The following is a 21086-nucleotide window of genomic DNA, read 5'->3' on the forward strand; positions in this document are numbered from 1 at the left end:
TCTTGAATTTCGCTGAGGGCAGTCTTAGAAGCAAACTTCTTCGTCGCCAGCGGCGCACCGCCCTCGTTCGTGAGGCGTATATAGTCGCCACCTACCAAAACTGTCAACACACCTTCGCAAAGTTTTTGAACTTTTTGCGACAGAAATTTTGGGCACGCTTTGTGGATAGCCGACTGCCCCAGGGGAACAGGGGATAACAGGAGGCCACGGCCACGAAGGAGCCCTATTGCCGCCGCATTGCCGTTCGACACCAAGGCCAACAAGAGAGGCGCAAGCACAGCCGTGCAATGGCGTCTTTATTGAGCCTCGAAGGGGCGCGCGCGGGAGTCTTATGAATGAAGGCACGCCGCCCGCTTTTCAGAGCGCTCTATAAGAGAAGTGCACGAGGGGAATTCGACCGGGGCCCGAGGCTTCGTTGACTTAACCTGCCGTGACAGGCAAATGTCATGGCCACAACAAAAGCGACCAGCCGTCCCGCCCGGGGAAGAAGCAGCCTTTCTGGATGCCAGATACGGAAGATGTCATAGCCGAACTCGGCAATGAGCCGCCGCTTATCGCGGATGGCCGCAGCGGCCCGCCCGATCGGCGTGAGGTTTCCGCGCGCTGGCTGTCGGGAACATTCCTCACCGGCGTGACCTCGAGCGTGCTGATGGGCGTGGCGCTGTTTGCCGCCCTAGACGGGCGCCAGCAACTGGCGACCCCACCAGAGATCGCCGAACTGATTGGCCTCGCCAGCAATGGCGATTCCGGCGAAGTGGCCAAGACCACCAGGCTGGTGGCGCCGCGCCAGATTGCCAAGGCCAAGGACCGTCGTCGCATGGAAGTGTCGATGGTTACCAAGGTCGGCGACCGCGATGTCATCCACACCATGCCTTTCGTGCAGATCAAGATGGCGCTCGCCGCCGGGCACACCACTAGCCGGCCCTACCCGCCCTTCGACCCGATGCAGGTGTTCGGCAACGATAGCGACGACGGCGCCGCCGCACAGCCGGCGGCGGCGGCGTCCGCCGCTTCCGGCCAGATCTACGGCGCCAAGGTCGAAAGCGAGATGAGCCTGAAGACCGTCGATTTCCCGATCGAGACGGCCTCCTTCGACGAAAAGGGCGACCTTTCCGCCGACGAAGTTGAAAAAGTCGTGCGCGAAGCCGGCACCGACCTCAGCGACGGCGCCGTACAGGTCGCTTCGCTCCATTATGTCGACCCGCAGCGCTTCGGCGATGCTTTTGCCGAAAGCATGGCCGGCTCCTATGACGTCAAGATCGTCCCCGAAAACGTCTCCGTGGCGCCGCGCGCCAACGCTGACGACCAGGCGCCGGCTTTCGCCGAAGAAATCATCCCTTTCACCAAGGACACGGACCTCACCGAGGCCTTTGCCGATTCGGGGTACACGGGCGACGATGCTACCGGCATGGCCGAAGCGATTGCCAAGCTGCTCAACGCCCCGGCGCTCAAGGCCGGAACCGTGTTGCGCGTCGGTCTCGAGGTCCATGGTGACGCCGCCAAGGTGGTTCGCACCAGCGTCTACGACAAGGCCACGCACATCGTCACCATCGCGCTCGACGATCGCGGTCAGTACGTGCCGGCGCAGGAGCCGGAACCCAATCCCGAATTGCTGACGGCGTTCGATGACTCGTCGGCTCCGGTGGTGGTGCGCGGCAACCTGCCGAACATTTATGACGGCATCTATCGGACCGCCTATTCCTACGGCATGTCCAAGGCGATGACTCAGCGGCTGATCAAGCTGCTTGCGTCCGATGTCGACTTCCAGTCGCGGCTCAATCCCGCCGATCGCCTCGAAGTGCTGTTCTCGCAGCCCGATGGCGATGACCAGACCTCCGACAATTCCGAGCTCCTCTACGTCTCGGCGACGTTCGGCGGAACGACGCGCAATTTCTACCGTTTTCAAATGCAGGACGGCAGCACGGATTATTTCGACGAGAATGGCAGCAGCGCCCAGCAGTTCCTGCTGCGTAACCCACTGCCGAACGGCAGATTTACCTCCGGATTTGGCGCTCGCAAGCACCCGATCCTTGGCTATGTCCGCATGCACACCGGCACCGACTGGGCAGCGCCCATCGGGACGCCGATCATCGCCGCGGGCAATGGCGTCATCGAGAAGGCCGGCTGGGCCGGCGGCTATGGCAAGCAAATCATCATTCGCCACGCCAATGGCTACGAAACCTCCTACAATCACCAGAGCGCCTTCGCCAAAGGCATCGCCGAGGGCGTGCGCGTCCGCCAGGGCCAGGTTATCGGCTATCTCGGTCAGACTGGCCTGTCCACCGGACCGCATCTTCACTACGAGTTGATCGTCAACGGCACCAAAGTCGATTCAATGCGTGTGCGCTTGCCGGTCGGCAAGGTGCTGAAGGGCGACGACCTCGTCGCCTTCAAGCGCGAGCGTGAACGCATCGACGATCTCCTGAAGCAGGAAGACGGCAACTCGCTGAAGGTCGCCAGCGCCAAGATCGAAGGCTGAGTCTTAGCCTTTGTGCTGCCGAGGTTCGGCGCGCCGCGGCCACGGCAGCGCCTCGCCGGAAATCGTCATCCACGCAATGACAGCGGAAAGCAGGCATAGCAGCGCGGTTACCGAGGAGACGGCGGAAAAAGCGGCGTCGCTGGCGGCGATTCTTGCCGCATCGAGTGCCGGCGAAAGTCCCGTTGGCGGCGGTTCGCCGAAGCCAGGCAGGCCGGGCCCGGCGTTTCCCTCCAGGGCATTGGCGTAGATCCAGGCAGCGAGCGACCCCATCGCCGCCACCGCGATCAGACCGCCGATGCGCGAGACGGCGTTGTTGATGCCGGAAGCCGCGCCGGTGTCCTTGTCTTCCACCGCCGTCATGATCGCGGTCGACAATGGCGACACGACCAACGCCATGCCGAGTCCCATCAGCGCCATCAACGGGAAGATGCCAGTCCAGAAATGGTGAAAGCCGGCATGGGTGAGCAAGGCCAGCCCGGCGAAGGCAATCGCCACGATCAGACTGCCGCAGGCAATTGGAAGACGTGGCCCGATCCGGTCCGACAGCTTGCCGACGGGTCCTGACAAAAGCGCGATCGCTGCGGACAGCGGCAGGAAGATGAAGCCGACCTCGGCCGTGCTCAGCCCCCAACCGGCTATCAGCAGCATCGGCAGGTAAAAAAGATTGGCCGACAGCGCGAAATAGAGGAAGAATGTCGCGACATTGGCCCCGGCGAAAGCACCGATGCGAAACAGGCTGAGGTCGATCATCGGCTCGCGCTGCCGCCGCTCGAACAGGATGAAGACCACAAGCAGCACGGCGCCGGCGGCAATCGTTGGACCGGCCATGCGGCTCTCGCCGCTGGCGCTCATCAAAGTCAGCCCATAAGCGAGCGCGCCGAAGGCCAGCGTCGCAAGCGCACCACCGGCAAGGTCAAGGCTGCGTTTCTGCGTCGGCGCATCGGCCGGAATCTTGGCGAGCAGCAGATAGATCGAGATCAGGCCGAGTGGCAGGTTGACGGCAAAGATCGCACGCCAGATGCCATCGCCGAAAGCCGACAGCACCAGGCCGCCGAGCACCGGGCCGAGAGCGGTGGTCAGCGCCGAGGCCGCCGCCCAGATGCCGATCGCGCGACCGCGTTCCTTCTTCGGATAAGCCTTGGCGATGATGGCGAGACTGCCCGGCACCATGATCGCGGCGCCAGTCCCCTGGAGAGCGCGAAAAGCGATCAGCACGACAGCGTTCGGCGCCAGCGCACAGGCAAGCGAGGCCGCGACGAACAGCGCAATGCCGGCCACGAAAGCACGGCGGAGCCCGAACCGGTCGCCTGCAGCACCGCCGGCGAGGATCAGCGCCGAGAGCGTCAGCGCATAGGCATTGGAGATCCACTGCGCCTCGGCAAGGCTGGCGCCGAGGTTGACGCGGATCGCCGGCATGGCGATCGCCAGGATCGACCCGTCGATGAAGCCGAGCGCCGAGGCCAGGATCGCCGCGACCAGCACATAACGCCGCTGCGATTGCGGGCAGAACGTGCCATTCGCGACCGGAGCGGTCAGCGGAACGGCGGCGGCTTCATTGGGTGAATGCATGCCACCTGATTAGACCGGCGGCGCACCGGCAACAACCAGCCAGAGACTGGTTGCCCTTGAAACCAGCCCTATTGCTAGGGATCGCATCTGCCCCGATGCAAACCGCGGCAGTCATGCTAGGTTTTCTCCAGAGCCGGGGGCAGGAGAATTCGATGAAGCGTCCACTCGAAGCCTCCGTTGAGGGGCGCGGCCGTATCGTCGGTATCACCGATGGCGTATTCGCCATCGCGCTTACCCTGATCGTGCTCGAGATCAGGGTGCCGGTGCATCAGGCGATTCATTCCGAACACGATCTGCTTGTCGCCATCGCCGCACTGGCGCCCCGCTTTCTGACCTATGCCTTGAGCTTCCTGACCCTGACCATCTTCTGGTTCGGCCAGCAGGCGCAGCATGGTTTGATCGCCAAATCCGACAGGCGGCTGGCCACGCTGAACCTGTGCTTTCTCGCCTTCATCGCGCTCTTGCCGTTCTCGACCGACTTGCTGGCTGATTTCCTCGAATTCAGGACCGCGGTGCTGGTCTACTGGGTCAACCTGCTGATGCTCGGCGTCACGCTGTTCGCCAGCTGGCGCTACGCGGATAAGAACGGCTTTGTCGCGGAAGATGTTGACGCGCAGACGAGGCGCACGGTCTATCTGCGCATCGTCAAGGCCCAGATCCTGTGGGCGGTCGGCGGCGCACTCTGCCTGATCAGCCCGCTGCTCAGCGTCGGCTTCATTCTGGTCGTGCAGTTGATCTATGCCGCGGCGCCACGCGGCTCATTGCTGCGCAACGTCATCGGCTGAAGGTCCGCCAAGGAATTCCACGGTAACGCCTGGCGACACCAGCTTGGCGAGCTCGCGCGCGTCCCAGTTCGTCAGGCGGACGCAGCCATGGCTTTCGGTCTTGCCTATCTTCGACGGCTCGGGCGTTCCGTGGATGCCGTAGGTCGGTTTGTCCAAGGCGATCCAGACCGACCCGACAGGTCCGTTGGGGCCTGGCGGAACGGTAAGAATCTTGTCGTTCTCGCCTTGCTTGAAATTGATGTTCGGATTGTAGGTGTAGTTCGGGTCGAGCGCGATGCGCGACACGGCGTGGATGCCGGTGGGCGACGGCGTGTCCGCCGAGCCGATGGTGGCCGGATAGGCTGCTACCAGCTTGCCGCCGCCATCGTAGGCGTACACCTCTTTCTTGGTCTTGTCGGCGACGATGCGCACGACCGGCGTAGACACCAGCTTGCCGAAATTGGCGACCTTGATGATCGTGCCGGGCCGGTTGAAGTCGAGGCCCTTGTTGATCGACTTCAGATAGTTCTCGTCCATGTGGAAGCGCTCCGCCAGCGCCTCGGTGACAGAGGTGTAGCACATGCAGTTGAGCTGCGCCTTCTGACTGTAGTCTTCCGGGATGGAGGCGACATACGGCCCGGCTGCGTCCTCCGCCGTGATGGTGTAGTTGGCGAAGGCATCGCCGCCGGATTGCGAGAGTGCTGACTGGATGCCGACCGCATCGGTCGATTTGAGGCTGCTGCCGTTGATCTCGTTGTAGGCGGCGAGCGCCTTGTCGACATTCGAGCCGAAGCGCCCGTCGATGACGCCAGGCGAAGCACCGCCACGGTCGAGCAGCACCTGCAGCGCTGCCACATCCTGGCGTGCGCCCAGCGAAAGCGACGGGTCGACCGACGTCTTGCCGCCAGCGTTTGGCGGCAATGCCGCCTGGTCGGAGGGCGCCTGTTCCGTCGGATCTGCCGGCTGGAGGGGGTCTATCGACGCCTCGTTCAGCGGTTGGCGCTTGATGGTGCCCGGCTCTGCCGGCTGCGGCGCATCGGGATAATTGTTATCGTAATTGCCTTCGTCCTGCGGTGCCGGCGGATAGGCATCGACTGAATTGCGCCCGTCAGGGTCGTATTCGTCGGCTGGTGGCGGGATGACCCGGCCCTCTTCTTCCAGTTGCTTGCGGCGGAAGCGTGCCATGTCCTGGGGATCGTCGAGATAGTAGCGATCATCGTCGGCGGGGGCACGGCCGAGTTCTCGCATCCGCGTCTCGCGGCGCAGCGCCCGCCGGTCGAGCCTGGTCTGCGGCGGCTGGATGGCGATCACCTTGCCGGTATCGGCATCGACGATGACGCGGTTGCCCCTGGCATCGTAATAAATGTCGAGATTGCCGTCCTGGGCGAGCAGAATGCCGCCACTCTCGGCCGCGCGAACAGGCTGGGCCGCGCCGTCATGCGTCGGCGCCGCGAACGCGTTGGAAAACACCAGTCCCGCAGCAAGCGCCGAAAGGGTGAAGATAGTGCGCAGCATAGTAGCGAAACTCTCCGGTCCGTATGTGCCGCCGCCCGGCATTGTGCAGTTCGGCGAACCCCTTCGCCAGCAAACCAGTTACCCACCATATGGTTCCATCATGAACCGGGCATGAAGATGGCGGTCTTCCGGCGCCTCGAGGAATATTAGCTAGCCCACGCCAAGCCCCAATTCCTTGCGCGCCTGCTTCGTCAGCTTCAGAGCAACCAGGCGATGACTCTCGCGCAAATAGTCCTTCAGCGCACCATCATCCATGCTCTGGCTTGTCTGACGCTGGATCCACTTCATGCCGCGGGAGGCAAGATAGGGCGCGGGGCGCAGGCCGGGCTGCTCCTTGAGCACGTCATAGGCAACATCGGAGCATTTGAAGGTGACGAAAAGCTGCTCACCCTGATCCCAGCCACCGATCGCAAACACCTTGGTCCCGACCTTCCAGACATGGGCGCCGCCCCATTGCACCACGTGGATCGTTGCAGGCAGCGAGCCGCAGAAGCCGTTGTAGTCGTCCAGCGTCATCCGGCCCCCCATGATATATGAAGACGCCGCGCGCCCATACTGGACACGCGGCGTTGGATCAGGCCGCCGCCTCGGCGGCGACGATCGTCGGCCTGGAGCGGAAATTCAGCCGGTCGGAACCGGCCGTAACCTTGACCGTCGAGCCGTCGAGAATCTCACCAAGCAGGATCTTTTCCGCCAGCGGATCCTGCAACTCCTTCTGCATCACGCGCTTCAGCGGCCTGGCACCATAAGCGGGGTCGTAACCCTTGGCCGCCAGCCACTCGACCGCCTCGGGATCCAGCGACAGCGTGATCTTGCGATCGGTCAGCAGGCTCTCCAGCCGCTTGAGCTGGATCTCGACGATACGATCCATATCCTTGCGGCGCAGCCGGTGGAACAGGATCACCTCGTCGACACGATTGAGGAACTCGGGCCGGAACGATGCCCTCACCACGCCCATCACCTCGTCCCGTACGGCATCGACATCCTGGTCCTCGCCGAGATTGACCAGATATTCCGCGCCGAGATTCGACGTCATGATGATCAGCGTGTTGCGGAAATCGACGGTACGCCCCTGCCCGTCGGTGAGCCGGCCGTCATCGAGCACCTGCAAAAGCACGTTGAAGACATCGGGATGCGCCTTCTCGATCTCGTCGAACAGCACGACCTGATAGGGCCGGCGCCGCACCGCTTCGGTCAGCGCGCCGCCTTCCTCATAACCGACATAGCCGGGAGGCGCGCCGATCAGCCGGGCGACGGAGTGCTTCTCCATGTACTCGGACATGTCGAGGCGCACCAGCGCCGTTTCATCGTCGAACAGGAAGTTGGCCAAAGCCTTGGTGAGCTCGGTCTTGCCGACGCCGGTCGGGCCAAGGAACATGAACGAGCCGATAGGCCGGTTCGGATCCTGCAGGCCTGCACGCGCGCGCCGCACCGCCTTGGAAACGGCTTGCACCGCCTCGCCCTGGCCGACAACACGCTTGCCGATCTCGTCTTCCATGCGCAACAGCTTGTCGCGCTCGCCCTGGAGCATCTTGTCGACCGGAATTCCGGTCCAGCGCGACACGATATGGGCGACGTGGTCGGGCGTGACCACTTCCTCGACCATGCCGGCCTTGCCGTCCTGGGCTTCGGCCTCCTTCAGCATCTTTTCCAACTCGGGGATCTTGCCATAGGCAAGCTCCCCGGCGCGCTGGAACTCACCCTTGCGCTGGGCAATGGCAAGGTCGTTGCGCGCCTCGTCGAGCTGCTTCTTCAGATCGGCGGCAAGCCCAAGCTTCTGCTTCTCGGCCTGCCACTTCGAAGTAATCTCGCTCGATTCCTCCTCAAGGCCGACAAGTTCCTTTTCCAGGCGGGCGAGCCGGTCCTTCGAGGCTTCGTCCGTCTCGACCTTCAGCGCCTCGCGTTCGATCTTGAGCTGCATGATGCGGCGGTCGATCTCATCCAGCGCCTCAGGCTTGGAATCGACCTGCATCCTGAGCCGCGAGGCGGCTTCGTCGACCAGGTCGATCGCCTTGTCCGGCAGGAAGCGGTCGGCGATGTAGCGGTTGGACAGCGTCGCCGCCGCCACCAGCGCCGAATCGGAGATACGCACCTTGTGGTGCTGCTCATATTTCTCCTTCAGGCCGCGCAGGATCGAAACCGTGTCCTCCACCGTCGGCTCGTCGACGAAGACGGGCTGGAAACGGCGGGCAAGGGCTGGATCCTTTTCGACATGCTTGCGGTATTCATCGAGCGTGGTCGCGCCGACGCAGTGCAGTTCGCCGCGCGCCAGCGCCGGCTTCAGCAGGTTCGACGCATCCATGGCGCCATCGGCCTTGCCGGCGCCGACCAGCGTGTGCATCTCGTCGATGAACAGGATGATATTGCCACTGGCCGAGGTGACTTCGGAAAGCACGGCCTTCAGCCGCTCCTCGAACTCGCCGCGATATTTGGCGCCGGCAATCAGCGCGCCCATGTCGAGCGCCATCAACTGCTTGTCCTTCAGCGATTCAGGCACGTCGCCATTGACGATGCGCAGCGCCAAGCCTTCCGCGATCGCCGTCTTACCGACGCCCGGCTCGCCAATCAGCACCGGGTTGTTCTTGGTGCGGCGCGACAGCACCTGGATGGTGCGGCGGATCTCGTCGTCGCGGCCGATGACCGGATCGAGCTTGCCCGCGCGTGCGTCGGCGGTCAGATCGCGCGCGTACTTCTTCAGCGCGTCATAGCCCTGTTCGGCACTCGCCGAATCGGCGGTGCGGCCCTTGCGGACGTCGTTGATGACCTGGTTCAGCGCCTGCGCGGTGACGCCGGCCTTGGCCAGGATTTCGGCCGTCTTTGCCGATTTCTCCATGGTAAGCGCCTGCAGCAGCCGCTCGACGGTGACAAAACTGTCACCGGCCTTCTTGGCCAGGTCCTCGGCGGTCGAGAACACCTTGGCCAGCGGCTGAGCCAGATAGAGCTGGCCATTGCCACCCTCCACCTTGGGCATCGCCTCGAGCGCCGTCTCGACGCCGAGCTTGACGTCGCGGACATTGCCGCCGGCACGCTCGATCAGCGACGCGGCCAAGCCCTCGTCATCGTCGACGAGGACTTTCAGAATGTGTTCGGGGGTGAATTGCTGATGGTTGCGGGAGAGCGCCATCGTCTGCGCGGACTGGATAAAGCCGCGCACGCGCTCTGAGTATTTCTCAAGGTTCATATCTGTCTCCTTCCATCACCAGCCCGCTTTGCGGCACCGGATCAGATTGCGGTGACGGACCCGCCCATTCGAGCCGGATCCCGTTCAGCCGAGATATGGTGCATGCGGCATGCTGTCTCAAGACGCATTGATGTCTGTCAATCGATAATATTCCACGTCAGCCCAAACGAAAACGGCGGGGATTTCTCCCCGCCGTTCAATGTCTTGCGGTGCCGTTCGATCAGTTGTCGATGTCGGTGATCACGGGTTCGGCGCTGCCGCCGTCGACCGGAGCCGCGGCCGTCTCGCCCGCATCCGCATTGTCGCCGCCACCCTCGACCTGGTCGGGATTGGTGCGCGGACGGCGCGGACGCCGTGGGCGGCGAGCAGCACCGCTCTCGGCCGCCTCGTTGAGTTCGGCTTGAGCGGCCAGACCTGCCGGTGAGAAATTCTCGAACCGTGGAGCCGGCTCGGCTGCCGCCACGGTCTCGGACGGCGACGCGGGCTCTGCCTGCACTTCAGTCTGTCCCGAGGCCTCGTTGCGCTGCTGCTGGCCGCCTTGTTCGGCCGAAGCATAGTCGCGCTGGCCGTTCTGGCCATAGCCGCCGTTAGGGCGACGATCGCGATGGCGCCCGCCATTGTTGTTGTCGCGGCCGCTGTTGTTGCGCCCGCCATTGTCACGCCCGCCATTGTCGCGCCCGCTATTGTCACGATTGTCGCGACCGTCCCGGTTTAGCGCAACCTCGGCCGGCATGCCCTCGATCACCGGCTGCGGGCCAGCGCCGTGGTTGACCACGGGAACCTGTGGATCGGAACCAGCATTGCCGCTGCTATTGGACGCCCCACTGTTGCCGGCCCCACTGTTGCCAGCATTGTCGAACTCGTCGCGATCCTCATCGCCGTCCTCGTCGAACTCGTCGCGGTTCTGCTGGACGTTCTGGATCGGCATCTGCGCCTGCGCGGCGGCGATGATGCGGTTGTAGTGCTCGGCGTGCTGGAGATAGTTCTCCGCCATGACCCGGTCGCCGGAGCTTTGCGCATCGCGGGCCAAGGTGGCGTATTTTTCGGCGATCTGCTGAGCCGATCCACGGATCTTCACGTCCGGGCCGTTGCTCTCGTAGTTGCGCGTCAGGGGATTTGGTCCCTTGCGGTTGTTGTTATTGTTATTGTTATTGCCACCGCCGCCGCCATTGTTGTTGCGACCGCGCATGCGCCTGTTCTGCTGTTGTGGCCTCATTAGACTCTCTTCATAGTGAAATTTTCGAAAAACTCTTCACGAACGGAGGCGCTCATGCAGCCAGCCGTTTCGTTTCTTCACCGGCGTTCGCCCGCATCGATTGCGTTGGCGCCACGTGCCATCCTGTTCCGGTTACATCACTTGCCGGACGATTCCCGCACGAAGCTTGGGCGTCGTTTGCGCAAGAAGGCAGCTATTTCCAAGGAAACCGAATCGCTAAGAGCACTGCCTGCTTCGTCTCATCCGGTAAGGCGACCCTAGCTGCATTCCCCGGCATTGCCAAGCGGTTTTTTCGCACTGCGTCAAGGTGTTGCCCGTTGAAAAACAAGAACCCTGTCGTTTCCGCCGAGATCGCAAAATACCTCGCCGCCCGCGTAACCGGCCGCGCCAAATATATCGTTGACGTCGTTGCTTTGCGTGTGGCCGATCTCGACCGCAATCCTGCCTTCGGCTTCTAGAAACCTTGCCGCCTCGGCGGCGATGATCCTGTAGGGGTCCAGCCCATCCACGCCGCCATCCAGGGCCAGGCACGGGTCGAAATCTCGGACCTCGTCCTGCAGATTTCCAATGTCTTGTGAGGCTATATAGGGAGGGTTTGCGGCAATTACATGGTATCGGCCGGAAACTTTTTCGAACCAGTCCGACTGAACCGTCGTGAACCGGCCGCCGAGCCCGAATTGCCCCGCATTGCGGGCCGCCATTGCCAGCGCGCCGGCGGAAATGTCGACACCGGTGGCGGTCGCGGCCGGCACGACGCTCAGCAGCGCCAGGGCGATGGCACCCGTGCCCGTGCCGAGGTCGAGGATGTGGCATACCCCCTCGCGTGCGGCCACCGCCTTGACGAAGGGCAGCACCGCCTCGACCAGTGTTTCGGTGTCCGGCCGCGGTTCCAGCGTCTCCGGTGACAGCATCAGGCGCAAACTGTAGAATTCGCGATAGCCCAGGATGCGATGCACCGGCTCGCCACCGGCTCGCCGTCTCAGAGCGTCATCGATCGCGGCGATGGCGTTTGCTTCGATCATGCGTTCGGGGTCGGCGATGGCCTGCGTACGCGTCGTGCCGGAATAGTGCTCGACGATCAGCCGCGCATCGAGCGCGGGATCGTCGACACCGGCCGCGGCAAGCCTGGCCCGCGCTTTCCGCAGCAGCGGCCGCAGCGCCTCGGGCGAATGCTCAGCCATCGAGGCCGATATCGGCCAGCAGCTTCGATTGGTGATCGGCGATCAGCGCGTCGACGACTTCGTCGAGTTCACCCATCATCACCCGGTCGAGCTTGTAGAGCGTCAGGTTGATGCGGTGGTCGGTGACGCGGCCTTGCGGAAAATTGTAGGTGCGGATGCGCTCCGAGCGGTCGCCGGAGCCGACCTGCGACTTGCGCGATTCGGAACGCTCCTCATCCGCCTTGCTGCGCTCCATGTCATAGAGCCGGGCCCGCAGGATCTGCATGGCCTTGGCCCGGTTCTGGTGCTGCGACTTCTCCGCCTGCACCACCATGATACCGGTCGGCAGATGGATGATGCGGACCGCCGAATCGGTGGTGTTGACGTGCTGGCCGCCGGAGCCCGAGGCACGCATCGTGTCGATGCGGATGTCCTCGGCCCTGATGTCGATGTCGACCTCTTCCGCTTCCGGCAGCACGGCGACGGTGGCGGCGGACGTGTGGATGCGCCCGCTGGCCTCGGTTGCAGGCACACGCTGGACGCGATGCACCCCGGACTCGAATTTCAGATGGGCGAACACACCCTTGCCCGAGATCGTGGCGATGATTTCCTTGAAGCCGCCGGCATCGCCGTCGCTCGCCGATACCGTTTCGAACCGCCAGCCGCGTTCGGCGGCGTAGCGCTCATACATGCGAAACAGGTCGCCGGCGAAGAGCGCCGCCTCATCGCCACCGGTGCCGGCGCGGATTTCGAGGATGGCGTTCTTGTCGTCGGCGGCATCCCTGGGCAGAAGCAGGATCTGGATGTCCTTCTGCAGCGCCTCGATGCGATCTTCCACTCCAGGCAGATCGGCTTCGGCGAGCGCCCGCATCTCGGCGTCTGTGCCCTTGTCGGCGAGCATCGCTTCGAGGTCGGCCTGCTCATGCTCGGCCGAGCGCAATTCCCTGACCTTGGCCACCATGTCCTGCAACTCGGCATATTCCGATGCCATCTTCACATAGGCATCCGGCGCCGGTCCGGCCGACATCTGCGCTTCGAGCATCTCGAAACGCTTAACGACTTGATCCATACGATCGCGGGGCAAATTGACCATGATGCGGGTGCTACAACGGGATCGAGCGGTCGTCGGCGAAGGCCTGCAGCAACGCCCGCATCGGCAGCCCTTGCGCTGGCGCCATCAGATTGTCGTCGAAGAAAGCCTTCAGCTCCTCCAGCGGCAGCTCCGTCAGCATCGCCTTGACCGGGCCGATCGAGGCTGGCGACATCGAGATCGAGCGGAAACCGAGGCCGATCAGCGCCATCGCCGAGATCGGCTTGCCGGCGAGTTCACCGCACAGGGTGACGGGCGTATGATTGCGTGCGCCGGCGTCGGCGATCTGCTTGAGCACGCGCAGGAACGGCGCCGACAGCGTATCGAAGCGGTTGGCCAGTTGCGTATTGCCGCGATCGACCGCCATGACGAACTGGAACAGGTCGTTCGACCCGACCGAGACGAAGTCGACCGCCTTCATTAGTTCGTCGAGCTGGAACAGAAGCGACGGCACTTCCAGCATGGCGCCCAGCTTGAGACTGGTCGGCAGGTGGTGGGCGAAGCGTGAGAGATGCCGCACCTCGCGGTCGATGATTTCGCGCGCCTGGGCGATTTCGCCAAGCTCGGTCACCATCGGCAGCATCAACTTGAGTTCACGCCCGCCGCTGGCCTTGAGCAAGGCGCGGATCTGGGTGCGCAGCAAGCCGGGCCGGTCAAGCGTCAGCCGGATGGCCCGCCAGCCGAGCGCGGGATTTTCTTCCTGGATCGCGCCCTTGAAGTAGGGCAGCACCTTGTCGCCACCGATGTCGATGGTGCGGAAGGTGACCGGCTTGCCGCGCGCGGCCTCGAGCACGTCGCGATAGAGTTTTTCCTGGGCCTCGGCGCGTGGAAAGGTCGAAGCGACCATGAATTGCAGTTCCGTGCGGAACAGGCCAATGCCGGCAGCTCCCGCCTCGGCAAGCTGCGGCAGGTCGACGGCAAGCCCGGCATTCATCAGCAGATCGACCTGGACACCGTCCCTGGTCGTCGACGGCTTCTTGCGCAGCTCGCGGTAGACCTCCTGCCGGCGCGCCCGGAACCGCACCTTTTCGGCATAGGCGGCTTCGAGATCGGACTGCGGCCGCAGATGGATCGCGCCTTCCTCGCCGTCGACGATGATGGGGTCGCCGTTTTCCGCCATGGAAACGGCGCCCTTCATCTGGCCGGCGACCGGAATACCCATGGCGCGCGCGACGATGACGACGTGGCTGGTCGCCGCGCCATCCTCGAGCACCAGGCCACGCAGCTTGTCACGCGGATAGTCGAGCAGTTCGGCAGCGCCCATCGAGCGGGCGACGATGATGGCGTCCTTCGGCAGCGAGGCCGCGACATCCTCGGGCCCGCGGCCCATCAACTGGCGGAGCAGCCGGTTGGCGAGATCGTCGAAATCGCTCATCCGCTCACGCAGGTAGGGATCGGTCATGTGCAGCATGCGGGCACGCATGTCGCTCTGCACCTTTTCCACCGCCGCTTCCGCTGTCAGGCCGTTGCGGATCGCCTCTTCCAGCCGGCGCACCCAGCCGCGGTCGTTGGCGAACATGCGGTAGGCTTCCAGCACCTGGCGATGCTCGCCCTCGAAGGCGACATCGCGGCGTTCCAGCATGTCGTCGATCGAGAGCCTGAGCGAACCGAGCGAGGCTTCGAGCCGGCGGACCTCTTCCTCGCTGTCCTCGTTGAACAGATTGGTGACGACGATGCGCGGCTCGTGCAGCACGACATGGCCAAGCCCGACGCCGTCGTTGAAGGACAGGCCGGTGAAGCTGACGGGCCGGCGCAGGTCGAGTTCGAGGCCCGGCCGGGTCAGCCGCGCCAGATCGCCGGTGGCGATCATCTCGGCGATGACCATGGCGGTGGTTTCCAGCGCCTCGACCTCGTCGTCGCGGTAGTGGCGCATGGTCTTGTTCTGGACAACCAGGACGCCGAGCGTACGCCCTGCCCTGAGCACCGGGACGCCGAGGAAGGAATTGTAGATCTCCTCCCCGGTCTCCGGCAGGTAGGCGAAGGCCGGATGTTCCTGTGCGTTGGACAGGTTGAGTGGCCTGGCACTCGCCGCGATTGTACCAACCAGGCCTTGTCCCAGCCGCAGTTGCGCCAGGTGGACAGCGTTCGGGTTCAGGCCTTCGGTGGCGTAGAGTTCGAGCACCGAATCGGCGCGCAGCACATAGAGCGAGCACACTTCGGCGACCATGTTGGAGGCGATGTCGCGCACGATGCGGTCAAGCCGCTCCTGCGGCTCCAGCGGCTCCTGCATGAGCTCGCGGAGCCGTTTCAGCAAAACGCGCGGGCCGCTGGCCTGGTCACGCATCGCGGCTTCTTCTCCAATGAAACACTTGCCGCCGCAGTTTCCGCCGCGGCCGGCATGCGCGCAACAACTGATTCAGTCTTGCTACTGCTTATCCAGACCGTAGACGGAATGCAAAGTGCGAACCGCCAGTTCGGTATAAGGACCGTCGATCAGTATCGAAATCTTGATCTCGGAGGTGGTGATGGCGCGGATGTTGATCGCCTTGTCGGCCAGCGCCTTGAAGGCGGTGGCGGCAACACCCGCATGGCTCCTCATGCCGATCCCGATGACCGAAACCTTCGACATGCCGGCTTCCGACTGCACGACATCGTAGCCGATCTCGGCCTTCAGCCGGTCGAGCACGGCCAGCGCCTTGTCGACATCGCCCGACGGCACGGTGAAGGTCATGTCGGTCAGCTTGCCGTCCTCGGAGATGTTCTGGACGATCATGTCGACATTGATGTTGGCCTCGGCCAGCGGGCCGAAGATGCCGGCGGCGACGCCTGGCCGGTCGCCGACACGGCGCAGCGAAATCTGCGCCTCGTCCTTGGCGTAGGCAATTCCGGTGACGACCTGCTGTTCCACGATCTCTTCCTCGTCGCAAATGAGCGTTCCCGGAGGATTGAGCAAATCCCCCATTCCGGGCGCATCGGGATCGTCGAAGGACGACCGCACGAAGGTACGCACCCTGTGCACCATGGCAAGCTCGACCGAACGCACCTGTAGAACCTTGGCGCCGAGCGAGGCCATTTCAAGCATTTCCTCGAAGGAGATCTTGGCCAGCCGGCGCGCCTTCGGCTCGATGCGCGGGTCGGTGGTGTAGACCCCGTCGACGTCGGTGTAGATGTCGCAGCGGTCAGCCTTGACCGCGGCGGCGATCGCCACGGCGCTGGTGTCGGAGCCGCCGCGGCCAAGCGTTGCGATGCGGTTGTCCGGTCCGATGCCCTGGAAGCCGGCGACGACCGCCACCTGCCCCTCGCCGAAGCGCTTGACCAGGAAGGCGCCGTCGATGTCGAGGATGCGCGCCGCGCCATGCGCGTTGTCGGTCTTGATCGGGATCTGCCAGCCCTGCCAGGAACGCGCGTGCACGCCCATGTTCTGCAAGGTGATGGCAAGCAGGCCGGCCGTGACCTGTTCGCCGGAAGCGACGACCGCGTCATATTCGCGTGCGTCGTGCATTGGCGAGGCCTCGCGCGTCCAGCCGACCAGTTCATTGGTCTTGCCGGCCATCGCCGAAACCACCACCGCCACCTCGTGGCCGGCATCGACTTCGCGTTTGACGTGACGCGCCACGTTGCGGATGCGGGCGATGTCGGCGACGGAGGTTCCGCCGAATTTCATCACGATACGCGCCATGGAAGCGAAATGCCTTTGACTGGAGCCGGCCCGGAGCCGAAAACGGAAGAAAAGCGCCCGGCTGGCGCCGGCTGCTGGATGCGCGGCCTCCTTAGCCAAATGAGGAAGGTTTCGCAAGGCTGACCGCAGCAACACGGAATATTGCCTTCCAGGCCGGCGCCGCTTACCAAATGCTGCTTGCGGGGAATTCCTTTGGTTCGGCATAACTGATGATTGCTCGTCTTCGGCGCGTCATGCGATTGCAACCGCTCCCGATTGTCGCCGGCTTCGCCGCGCTGGCGCTGATCGTCGGCGCCCGAGCCGTGCTCGTCGAGAGCCAAAGGGCCAATCGTGCCGCCGCGCGCGAAACAATCGAATACCAGGAGCAGCTTTCCGGGCTGCTTTCACTGGCGCAAGACGCCGAGAGTAGTCAGCGCGGCTACCTGTTGACCGGTGAAAAATCCTATCTGGAGCCTTATCGGAAGGCCGTCGAGGCAATTCCGGGACAATTGGCGCGGATCGAGAGCGCGGCCACTCCCGACGACCAGATCGTCCAGCAGATCAGCCACATCAAGGAAGCGCTTTCGCAAGAGCAGGCTGAGTTGTCCCAGACGATCGCCCTCTATGATCGAGGCGATGCGGCAAAGGCCCTGCAACTGGTCCGCAGCGGCCAGGGCAAGGCGGCCATGGACGAAATCCGGGCCAGCATGGACACGATCCGGCGTATTGGCGCCGCCGCCGTGGCCGCGCGAGACGAGCAAACCGACCGGGTCGAGGCCTGGTTGCGCATCGGCTCGCTGGCTGCGTTGCTGGCGATTTTCCTGCTTGGCGTCTGCACCATCCGTCAATCCCGCCGCCGCTTCCGCGATGTGCTCGTCGTCCAGGAAGAGCTGATGCGCAAGAACATCGAGCTCGGCAACGAGATCCAGACGCGGGAAAATGCCGAATCCCAGATGCGCCAGATGCAGAAGATGGAAGCCGTCGGGCAGTTGACCGGTGGGATCGCTCACGACTTCAACAACATGCTGGCGGTCATCCTCAGCGCGATGAACCTTGCCCAGCGCAAGCTGAAGCGGGGCGAACATGACATTGAAAAGCTTGTCGAGGCCGCGACGGACGCGGCCAGCCGTGCCGCCAATCTGACCTCCCGCTTGCTTGCCTTCTCCCGCCTGCAGCCTTTGGCGCCGCAGGTTGTCGCCACCAACCGGCTGTTGACCGGCATGTCCGATCTTCTGCGCCGGGCCCTGGGTGAAGGCATCCGCATCGAAACCGTGCTGGCGGGTGGCCTGTGGAAAATCCACGCCGATCCCAACCAGCTCGAGAACGCGATCCTCAATCTGGCCGTCAATGCCCGCGATGCCATGGATAATGACGGCAAGCTGACCATCGAGACCGTCAACAGCCACCTCGACGAGGCTTATGCATCGACGCATGGCGAGCTCGCACCTGGCCAATATGTGATGATCGCGGTAACCGACACCGGTGCGGGCATGTCGCCCGAGGTCATCGCCAAGGCCTTCGAGCCCTTCTTCACGACGAAGCCGGCCAACAAGGGCACGGGACTTGGGCTGAGCCAGGTGTTCGGCTTCGTCAAACAGTCGGGCGGCCACGTCAAGATCTACTCCGAGCCCGGCGAAGGCACGACGATCAAGATCTATCTGCCCCGGTTTTTCGGACCAGAGGAGCCGGCATCGCCCACAGGGCGCGGCAAGAGCGCCGCCAAAGTCACCGAGACGATCCTCGTCGTCGAGGACGACGCCCGCGTGCGGGCTGCCACGACCGACGTCATGCGCGAACTCGGCTACACCGTCATCCATGCGGCAGGTGGACCGGAGGCCCTTGAGAAGCTCGCCGCGACACCCGGCATCGCCCTGCTTTTCACCGACATCGTCATGCCGGTGATGAATGGCCGCAAGCTCGCCGAAGAAGCGCTCGCGCGCCAGCCCGGATTGAAAGTCGTCTTCACCACCGGCTTCACCAGGAACGCCGTGGTCCACAACGGCGTGCTCGACCATGACGTGCACTTCCTGGCCAAGCCGTTCACCATCGAGCAGCTGGCGGCCAAGCTGCGCGACGTGCTGGACTCGAAATAGGCTGGCCTTTGGTCGGCCAGTCACTTTGTCAGCATTGAAAATTGTTGCCTTGACATTCGATGCCTCACGCCCGACTTCGTAGCGTCCGAGGAGACCAACCTATGCCTGAGCCCCGACGATCGACGATCGATGCCGGAGAAGTGGAACGCTTTTCCGCCCTTGCCGCCGAATGGTGGAACCCGAACGGCAAGTTTCGTCCGCTGCACAAATTCAATCCGGTCCGGCTTTCCTATATCCGCGACCAGATCGCGGCGCGCTTCGGTCGCGACCCGCGCGCGGCGCGGCCGTTCGAAGGCCTGCGTATCCTCGACATTGGCTGCGGCGGTGGCCTTTTGTGCGAGCCGATGGCGCGGCTCGGCGCCGAGGTGATCGGAGCGGACGCCTCCGAAACGAACATCGAAGTGGCGAGACTGCATGCCGCCGAGGGCAATGTGAGCATCGACTATCGCGCCACGACGGCGGAAGATCTCGCCGAGGCCGGCGAAAAATTCGATGTCGTCCTCAACATGGAAGTGGTCGAACATGTCGCCGACATCGACCTGTTCGTCGCCAAATGCGGCGAGATGGTCAAGCCCGGCGGCATCATGTTCGTGGCCACCATCAACCGCACGCTGAAGGCGCTCGGCCTCGCCATCATCGGCGCCGAATATGTGTTGCGCTGGCTGCCGCGCGGCACTCATCAGTTCGGCAAGCTGGTGCGCCCGGAGGAGCTGGAAAAGGCGCTGGACGGCGCCGGCCTGACCATCATCGACCGCACCGGCGTCACCTACAATCCGCTTGCCGACCGCTGGGCGCGGTCGAAGGACATGGACGTCAACTACATGGTGCTGGCGGAAAAGGGATCGGTCTGATCAGCCAAATCCTCAGCCTCAGCCGCCGCCGATACCCACTGCCGGAGCCGGCGGCGGGGCTAAAGAAACTTAGGCGGCCTGGCTCTGCGCCCTCGTAGCGGTCTGGCTCTGCGCCTTGGTGGTGATGAACACGCCGGCGGTGATGATGACCGCGCCGACCCAGGTCAGCAGTTGATAGTGCTCGCCAAGGAAGATCGTACCGGCAAACAGCCCGACGGCCGCAGCGACATAGCCGATCTGGCTGAGATAGACCGGACCGCCCACCGCCTGCAGCCGGAAGAAGAAAGCAAACATCGCCGATGCCGAGGCCATCTGTGCCACGAGGATGAGCGGCACGGTGCCGAGCTGGGCGAAGGCCTTGCCTCCAAGCAAGGTCAGGATGCCGACGAGCAGCATCGCCGCGGACGCCAGATGGCTGCCGACCGCGAGTTCGATAGGACCGGTTCCTTCCGGCCAGTCGATGGTGCGATAGATGTTGCCGGCGGCAAGGCTGACGGGAATGAGCAGGCCCATGATGACCCAGAAGACATCGGCCGGCTGGCCGGCCTCGCCACGCGTCACCGCCACCATGACCGCGCCGACGAAACCGACGGCGATGCCTGATATGGCCAGCATGTTGGGCCGCCGCACGCCGAGCAGGATCGACAACACCAGCGTGACGACGGGCGACAGCGTGAACATGATGCCGGTGTAGCCGGCGCCCAGATGCGGTATGGCCGAGAACATCAAAAGGTTTGGCACGGCATAAGACACTGCGGCGGTGACGAAGAAATAGCGAAGCTTGTGCGCCGTGAGCCGGATGCGCTGGCCGCGCAGCAGCAATACGACGAGAAGCACGCCGCCGGCGCCGAGCGAGATGACGAAGGCCCAGACCATGGCCGGCACGCCGGCCGCCGTGGCGAGCTTGCCGAAAGGCAGCGTCAGGCCAAGCAGCCCCCCGGTGACGATCAGCAGGCCGAGCGCCGAATCCCAGAGAAGTTTCATGATCGATCCCTGTCCGCACGGCCCTTGGCCGGCATTGCATCTTGGGATAAGATAATGGAAAGATTCTTAACGTCAAGATACATTACGGTGAGATAGATGGACCGTGCAGGGAAAGCCATCGAGCAGTGGAAGCGGGAGCGGCCGGACCTAGACGTATCACCGATGGCCGTGATCGGGCGCTTGAATGAGGTCTCCTCGCTGATCGCCCGCGACCGCCTTGCGCCGCTCTTTGCCCGTTTCGGATTGCAGGCGGGAGAGTTCGATGTGCTGGCGACGCTGCGCCGCTCAGGCTCGCCTTACGCGCTGACGCCGACGGCGCTTTACGAGGCGACGATGGTGACCTCCGGGGCCATGACCAACAGACTGGATCGGCTCGAAACATCCGGCTTGATCCAGCGCGGGCCACACCCCAACGACCGGCGCGGCATCATCGTGCGGCTGAGCGACAAGGGCCTTGCGCTGATCGACGAGGCTGTCACCGCCCATGTGGCGAACGAGCATCAGATCCTGTCCGGCCTGACGCTGACCGAAAGAGAAACACTTTCGCGTCTGCTGGAAAAACTGATCAGCAGCGTGAGCTAAGTGC

The 21086-nt window shown here is 63.7% G+C and carries 15 protein-coding genes; 5 read left to right on the forward strand and 10 right to left on the reverse strand.

Annotated features, from left to right (window positions below; all coding sequences use genetic code 11):
- Positions 1 to 502: 502 nt before the first annotated feature.
- Positions 503 to 2479: a M23 family metallopeptidase gene (locus EN861_RS31500; RefSeq protein ID WP_167531484.1), complete on the forward strand. Its 1977-nt coding sequence runs from the start codon at positions 503 to 505 to the stop codon at positions 2477 to 2479.
- Between the two features lie 3 nt (positions 2480 to 2482).
- Here the strand turns inward: EN861_RS31500 and EN861_RS31505 are convergent, their stop codons facing one another.
- Positions 2483 to 4048 carry an MFS transporter gene (locus EN861_RS31505; RefSeq protein WP_135867511.1) on the reverse strand — a complete coding sequence of 522 codons (1566 nt, stop codon included), beginning with the start codon at positions 4046 to 4048 and terminating at the stop codon, positions 2483 to 2485.
- Between the two features lie 152 nt (positions 4049 to 4200).
- On the opposite strand from EN861_RS31505, the gene EN861_RS31510 reads away from it, so the two are divergent.
- Positions 4201 to 4833: a TMEM175 family protein gene (locus EN861_RS31510; protein WP_135867512.1), complete on the forward strand. Its 633-nt coding sequence runs from the start codon at positions 4201 to 4203 to the stop codon at positions 4831 to 4833.
- Here the strand turns inward: EN861_RS31510 and EN861_RS31515 are convergent.
- The 8 genes from EN861_RS31515 to EN861_RS31550 all read right to left on the reverse strand — a co-directional run bounded on the left by EN861_RS31515 (position 4807) and on the right by EN861_RS31550 (position 16593).
- The gene (locus EN861_RS31515) at positions 4807 to 6327 is read right to left on the reverse strand and encodes a L,D-transpeptidase family protein (RefSeq protein WP_135867513.1); all 1521 of its coding nucleotides are present in this window, start codon (positions 6325 to 6327) and stop codon (positions 4807 to 4809) included. The genes EN861_RS31510 and EN861_RS31515 overlap by 27 nt on opposite strands.
- Positions 6328 to 6477: 150 nt before the next feature.
- The gene (locus EN861_RS31520) at positions 6478 to 6843 is read right to left on the reverse strand and encodes an MmcQ/YjbR family DNA-binding protein (protein WP_135867514.1); all 366 of its coding nucleotides are present in this window, start codon (positions 6841 to 6843) and stop codon (positions 6478 to 6480) included.
- A 58-nt stretch (positions 6844 to 6901) separates the two neighbouring features.
- Positions 6902 to 9508: an ATP-dependent chaperone ClpB gene (clpB, locus tag EN861_RS31525; RefSeq protein WP_135867515.1), complete on the reverse strand. Its 2607-nt coding sequence runs from the start codon at positions 9506 to 9508 to the stop codon at positions 6902 to 6904.
- Between the two features lie 220 nt (positions 9509 to 9728).
- Positions 9729 to 10724 (reverse strand): DUF4167 domain-containing protein, encoded by a 996-nt coding sequence (locus EN861_RS31530; protein ID WP_135867516.1) that lies wholly within the window; start codon positions 10722 to 10724, stop codon positions 9729 to 9731.
- A gap of 302 nt (positions 10725 to 11026) precedes the next feature.
- Positions 11027 to 11905, reverse strand: a complete 879-nt coding sequence (gene prmC, locus EN861_RS31535; protein ID WP_135867517.1) for a peptide chain release factor N(5)-glutamine methyltransferase — start codon at positions 11903 to 11905, stop codon at positions 11027 to 11029.
- On the reverse strand, positions 11898 to 12977 hold the full coding sequence (gene prfA / locus EN861_RS31540; RefSeq protein ID WP_135867518.1) for a peptide chain release factor 1: 1080 nt from the start codon (positions 12975 to 12977) through the stop codon (positions 11898 to 11900). The genes prmC and prfA overlap by 8 nt, the downstream gene beginning before the upstream one ends.
- A gap of 10 nt (positions 12978 to 12987) precedes the next feature.
- Positions 12988 to 15258: a phosphoenolpyruvate--protein phosphotransferase gene (gene ptsP, locus EN861_RS31545; protein WP_127278444.1), complete on the reverse strand. Its 2271-nt coding sequence runs from the start codon at positions 15256 to 15258 to the stop codon at positions 12988 to 12990.
- Positions 15259 to 15339: 81 nt separating this feature from the next.
- On the reverse strand, positions 15340 to 16593 hold the full coding sequence (locus EN861_RS31550) for an aspartate kinase (protein ID WP_127278445.1): 1254 nt from the start codon (positions 16591 to 16593) through the stop codon (positions 15340 to 15342).
- Positions 16594 to 16826: 233 nt separating this feature from the next.
- Between EN861_RS31550 and EN861_RS31555 the strand changes: the two genes are divergently transcribed.
- Both EN861_RS31555 and ubiG read left to right on the forward strand, forming a co-directional pair.
- Positions 16827 to 18665: a CHASE3 domain-containing protein gene (locus EN861_RS31555; RefSeq protein ID WP_135867519.1), complete on the forward strand. Its 1839-nt coding sequence runs from the start codon at positions 16827 to 16829 to the stop codon at positions 18663 to 18665.
- Positions 18666 to 18766: 101 nt separating this feature from the next.
- Positions 18767 to 19516 (forward strand): bifunctional 2-polyprenyl-6-hydroxyphenol methylase/3-demethylubiquinol 3-O-methyltransferase UbiG, encoded by a 750-nt coding sequence (ubiG, locus tag EN861_RS31560; RefSeq protein WP_135867520.1) that lies wholly within the window; start codon positions 18767 to 18769, stop codon positions 19514 to 19516.
- 69 nt (positions 19517 to 19585) lie between these two features.
- Here ubiG and EN861_RS31565 read toward each other — a convergent pair whose 3' ends face one another.
- Positions 19586 to 20500, reverse strand: a complete 915-nt coding sequence (locus EN861_RS31565; RefSeq protein ID WP_135867521.1) for a DMT family transporter — start codon at positions 20498 to 20500, stop codon at positions 19586 to 19588.
- Positions 20501 to 20596: 96 nt separating this feature from the next.
- Between EN861_RS31565 and EN861_RS31570 the strand changes: the two genes are divergently transcribed.
- Positions 20597 to 21082 carry a MarR family transcriptional regulator gene (locus EN861_RS31570; protein ID WP_135867522.1) on the forward strand — a complete coding sequence of 162 codons (486 nt, stop codon included), beginning with the start codon at positions 20597 to 20599 and terminating at the stop codon, positions 21080 to 21082.
- Positions 21083 to 21086 lie beyond the last annotated feature (4 nt).

It is taken from the genome of Mesorhizobium sp. M8A.F.Ca.ET.218.01.1.1, from assembly GCF_004791165.1.
Classification (GTDB): Bacteria; Pseudomonadota; Alphaproteobacteria; order Rhizobiales; family Rhizobiaceae; genus Mesorhizobium.

Coding starts and splice junctions, on each gene's coding strand:
- EN861_RS31500 (WP_167531484.1), top strand. CDS start 503: ATGCCAGATACGGAAGATGTCATAGCCGAACTCGGCAATGAGCCGCCG.
- EN861_RS31505 (WP_135867511.1), bottom strand. CDS start 4,048: ATGCATTCACCCAATGAAGCCGCCGCCGTTCCGCTGACCGCTCCGGTC.
- EN861_RS31510 (WP_135867512.1), top strand. CDS start 4,201: ATGAAGCGTCCACTCGAAGCCTCCGTTGAGGGGCGCGGCCGTATCGTC.
- EN861_RS31515 (WP_135867513.1), bottom strand. CDS start 6,327: ATGCTGCGCACTATCTTCACCCTTTCGGCGCTTGCTGCGGGACTGGTG.
- EN861_RS31520 (WP_135867514.1), bottom strand. CDS start 6,843: ATGACGCTGGACGACTACAACGGCTTCTGCGGCTCGCTGCCTGCAACG.
- clpB (WP_135867515.1), bottom strand. CDS start 9,508: ATGAACCTTGAGAAATACTCAGAGCGCGTGCGCGGCTTTATCCAGTCC.
- EN861_RS31530 (WP_135867516.1), bottom strand. CDS start 10,724: ATGAGGCCACAACAGCAGAACAGGCGCATGCGCGGTCGCAACAACAAT.
- prmC (WP_135867517.1), bottom strand. CDS start 11,905: ATGGCTGAGCATTCGCCCGAGGCGCTGCGGCCGCTGCTGCGGAAAGCG.
- prfA (WP_135867518.1), bottom strand. CDS start 12,977: ATGGTCAATTTGCCCCGCGATCGTATGGATCAAGTCGTTAAGCGTTTC.
- ptsP (WP_127278444.1), bottom strand. CDS start 15,258: ATGCGTGACCAGGCCAGCGGCCCGCGCGTTTTGCTGAAACGGCTCCGC.
- EN861_RS31550 (WP_127278445.1), bottom strand. CDS start 16,593: ATGGCGCGTATCGTGATGAAATTCGGCGGAACCTCCGTCGCCGACATC.
- EN861_RS31555 (WP_135867519.1), top strand. CDS start 16,827: ATGCGATTGCAACCGCTCCCGATTGTCGCCGGCTTCGCCGCGCTGGCG.
- ubiG (WP_135867520.1), top strand. CDS start 18,767: ATGCCTGAGCCCCGACGATCGACGATCGATGCCGGAGAAGTGGAACGC.
- EN861_RS31565 (WP_135867521.1), bottom strand. CDS start 20,500: ATGAAACTTCTCTGGGATTCGGCGCTCGGCCTGCTGATCGTCACCGGG.
- EN861_RS31570 (WP_135867522.1), top strand. CDS start 20,597: ATGGACCGTGCAGGGAAAGCCATCGAGCAGTGGAAGCGGGAGCGGCCG.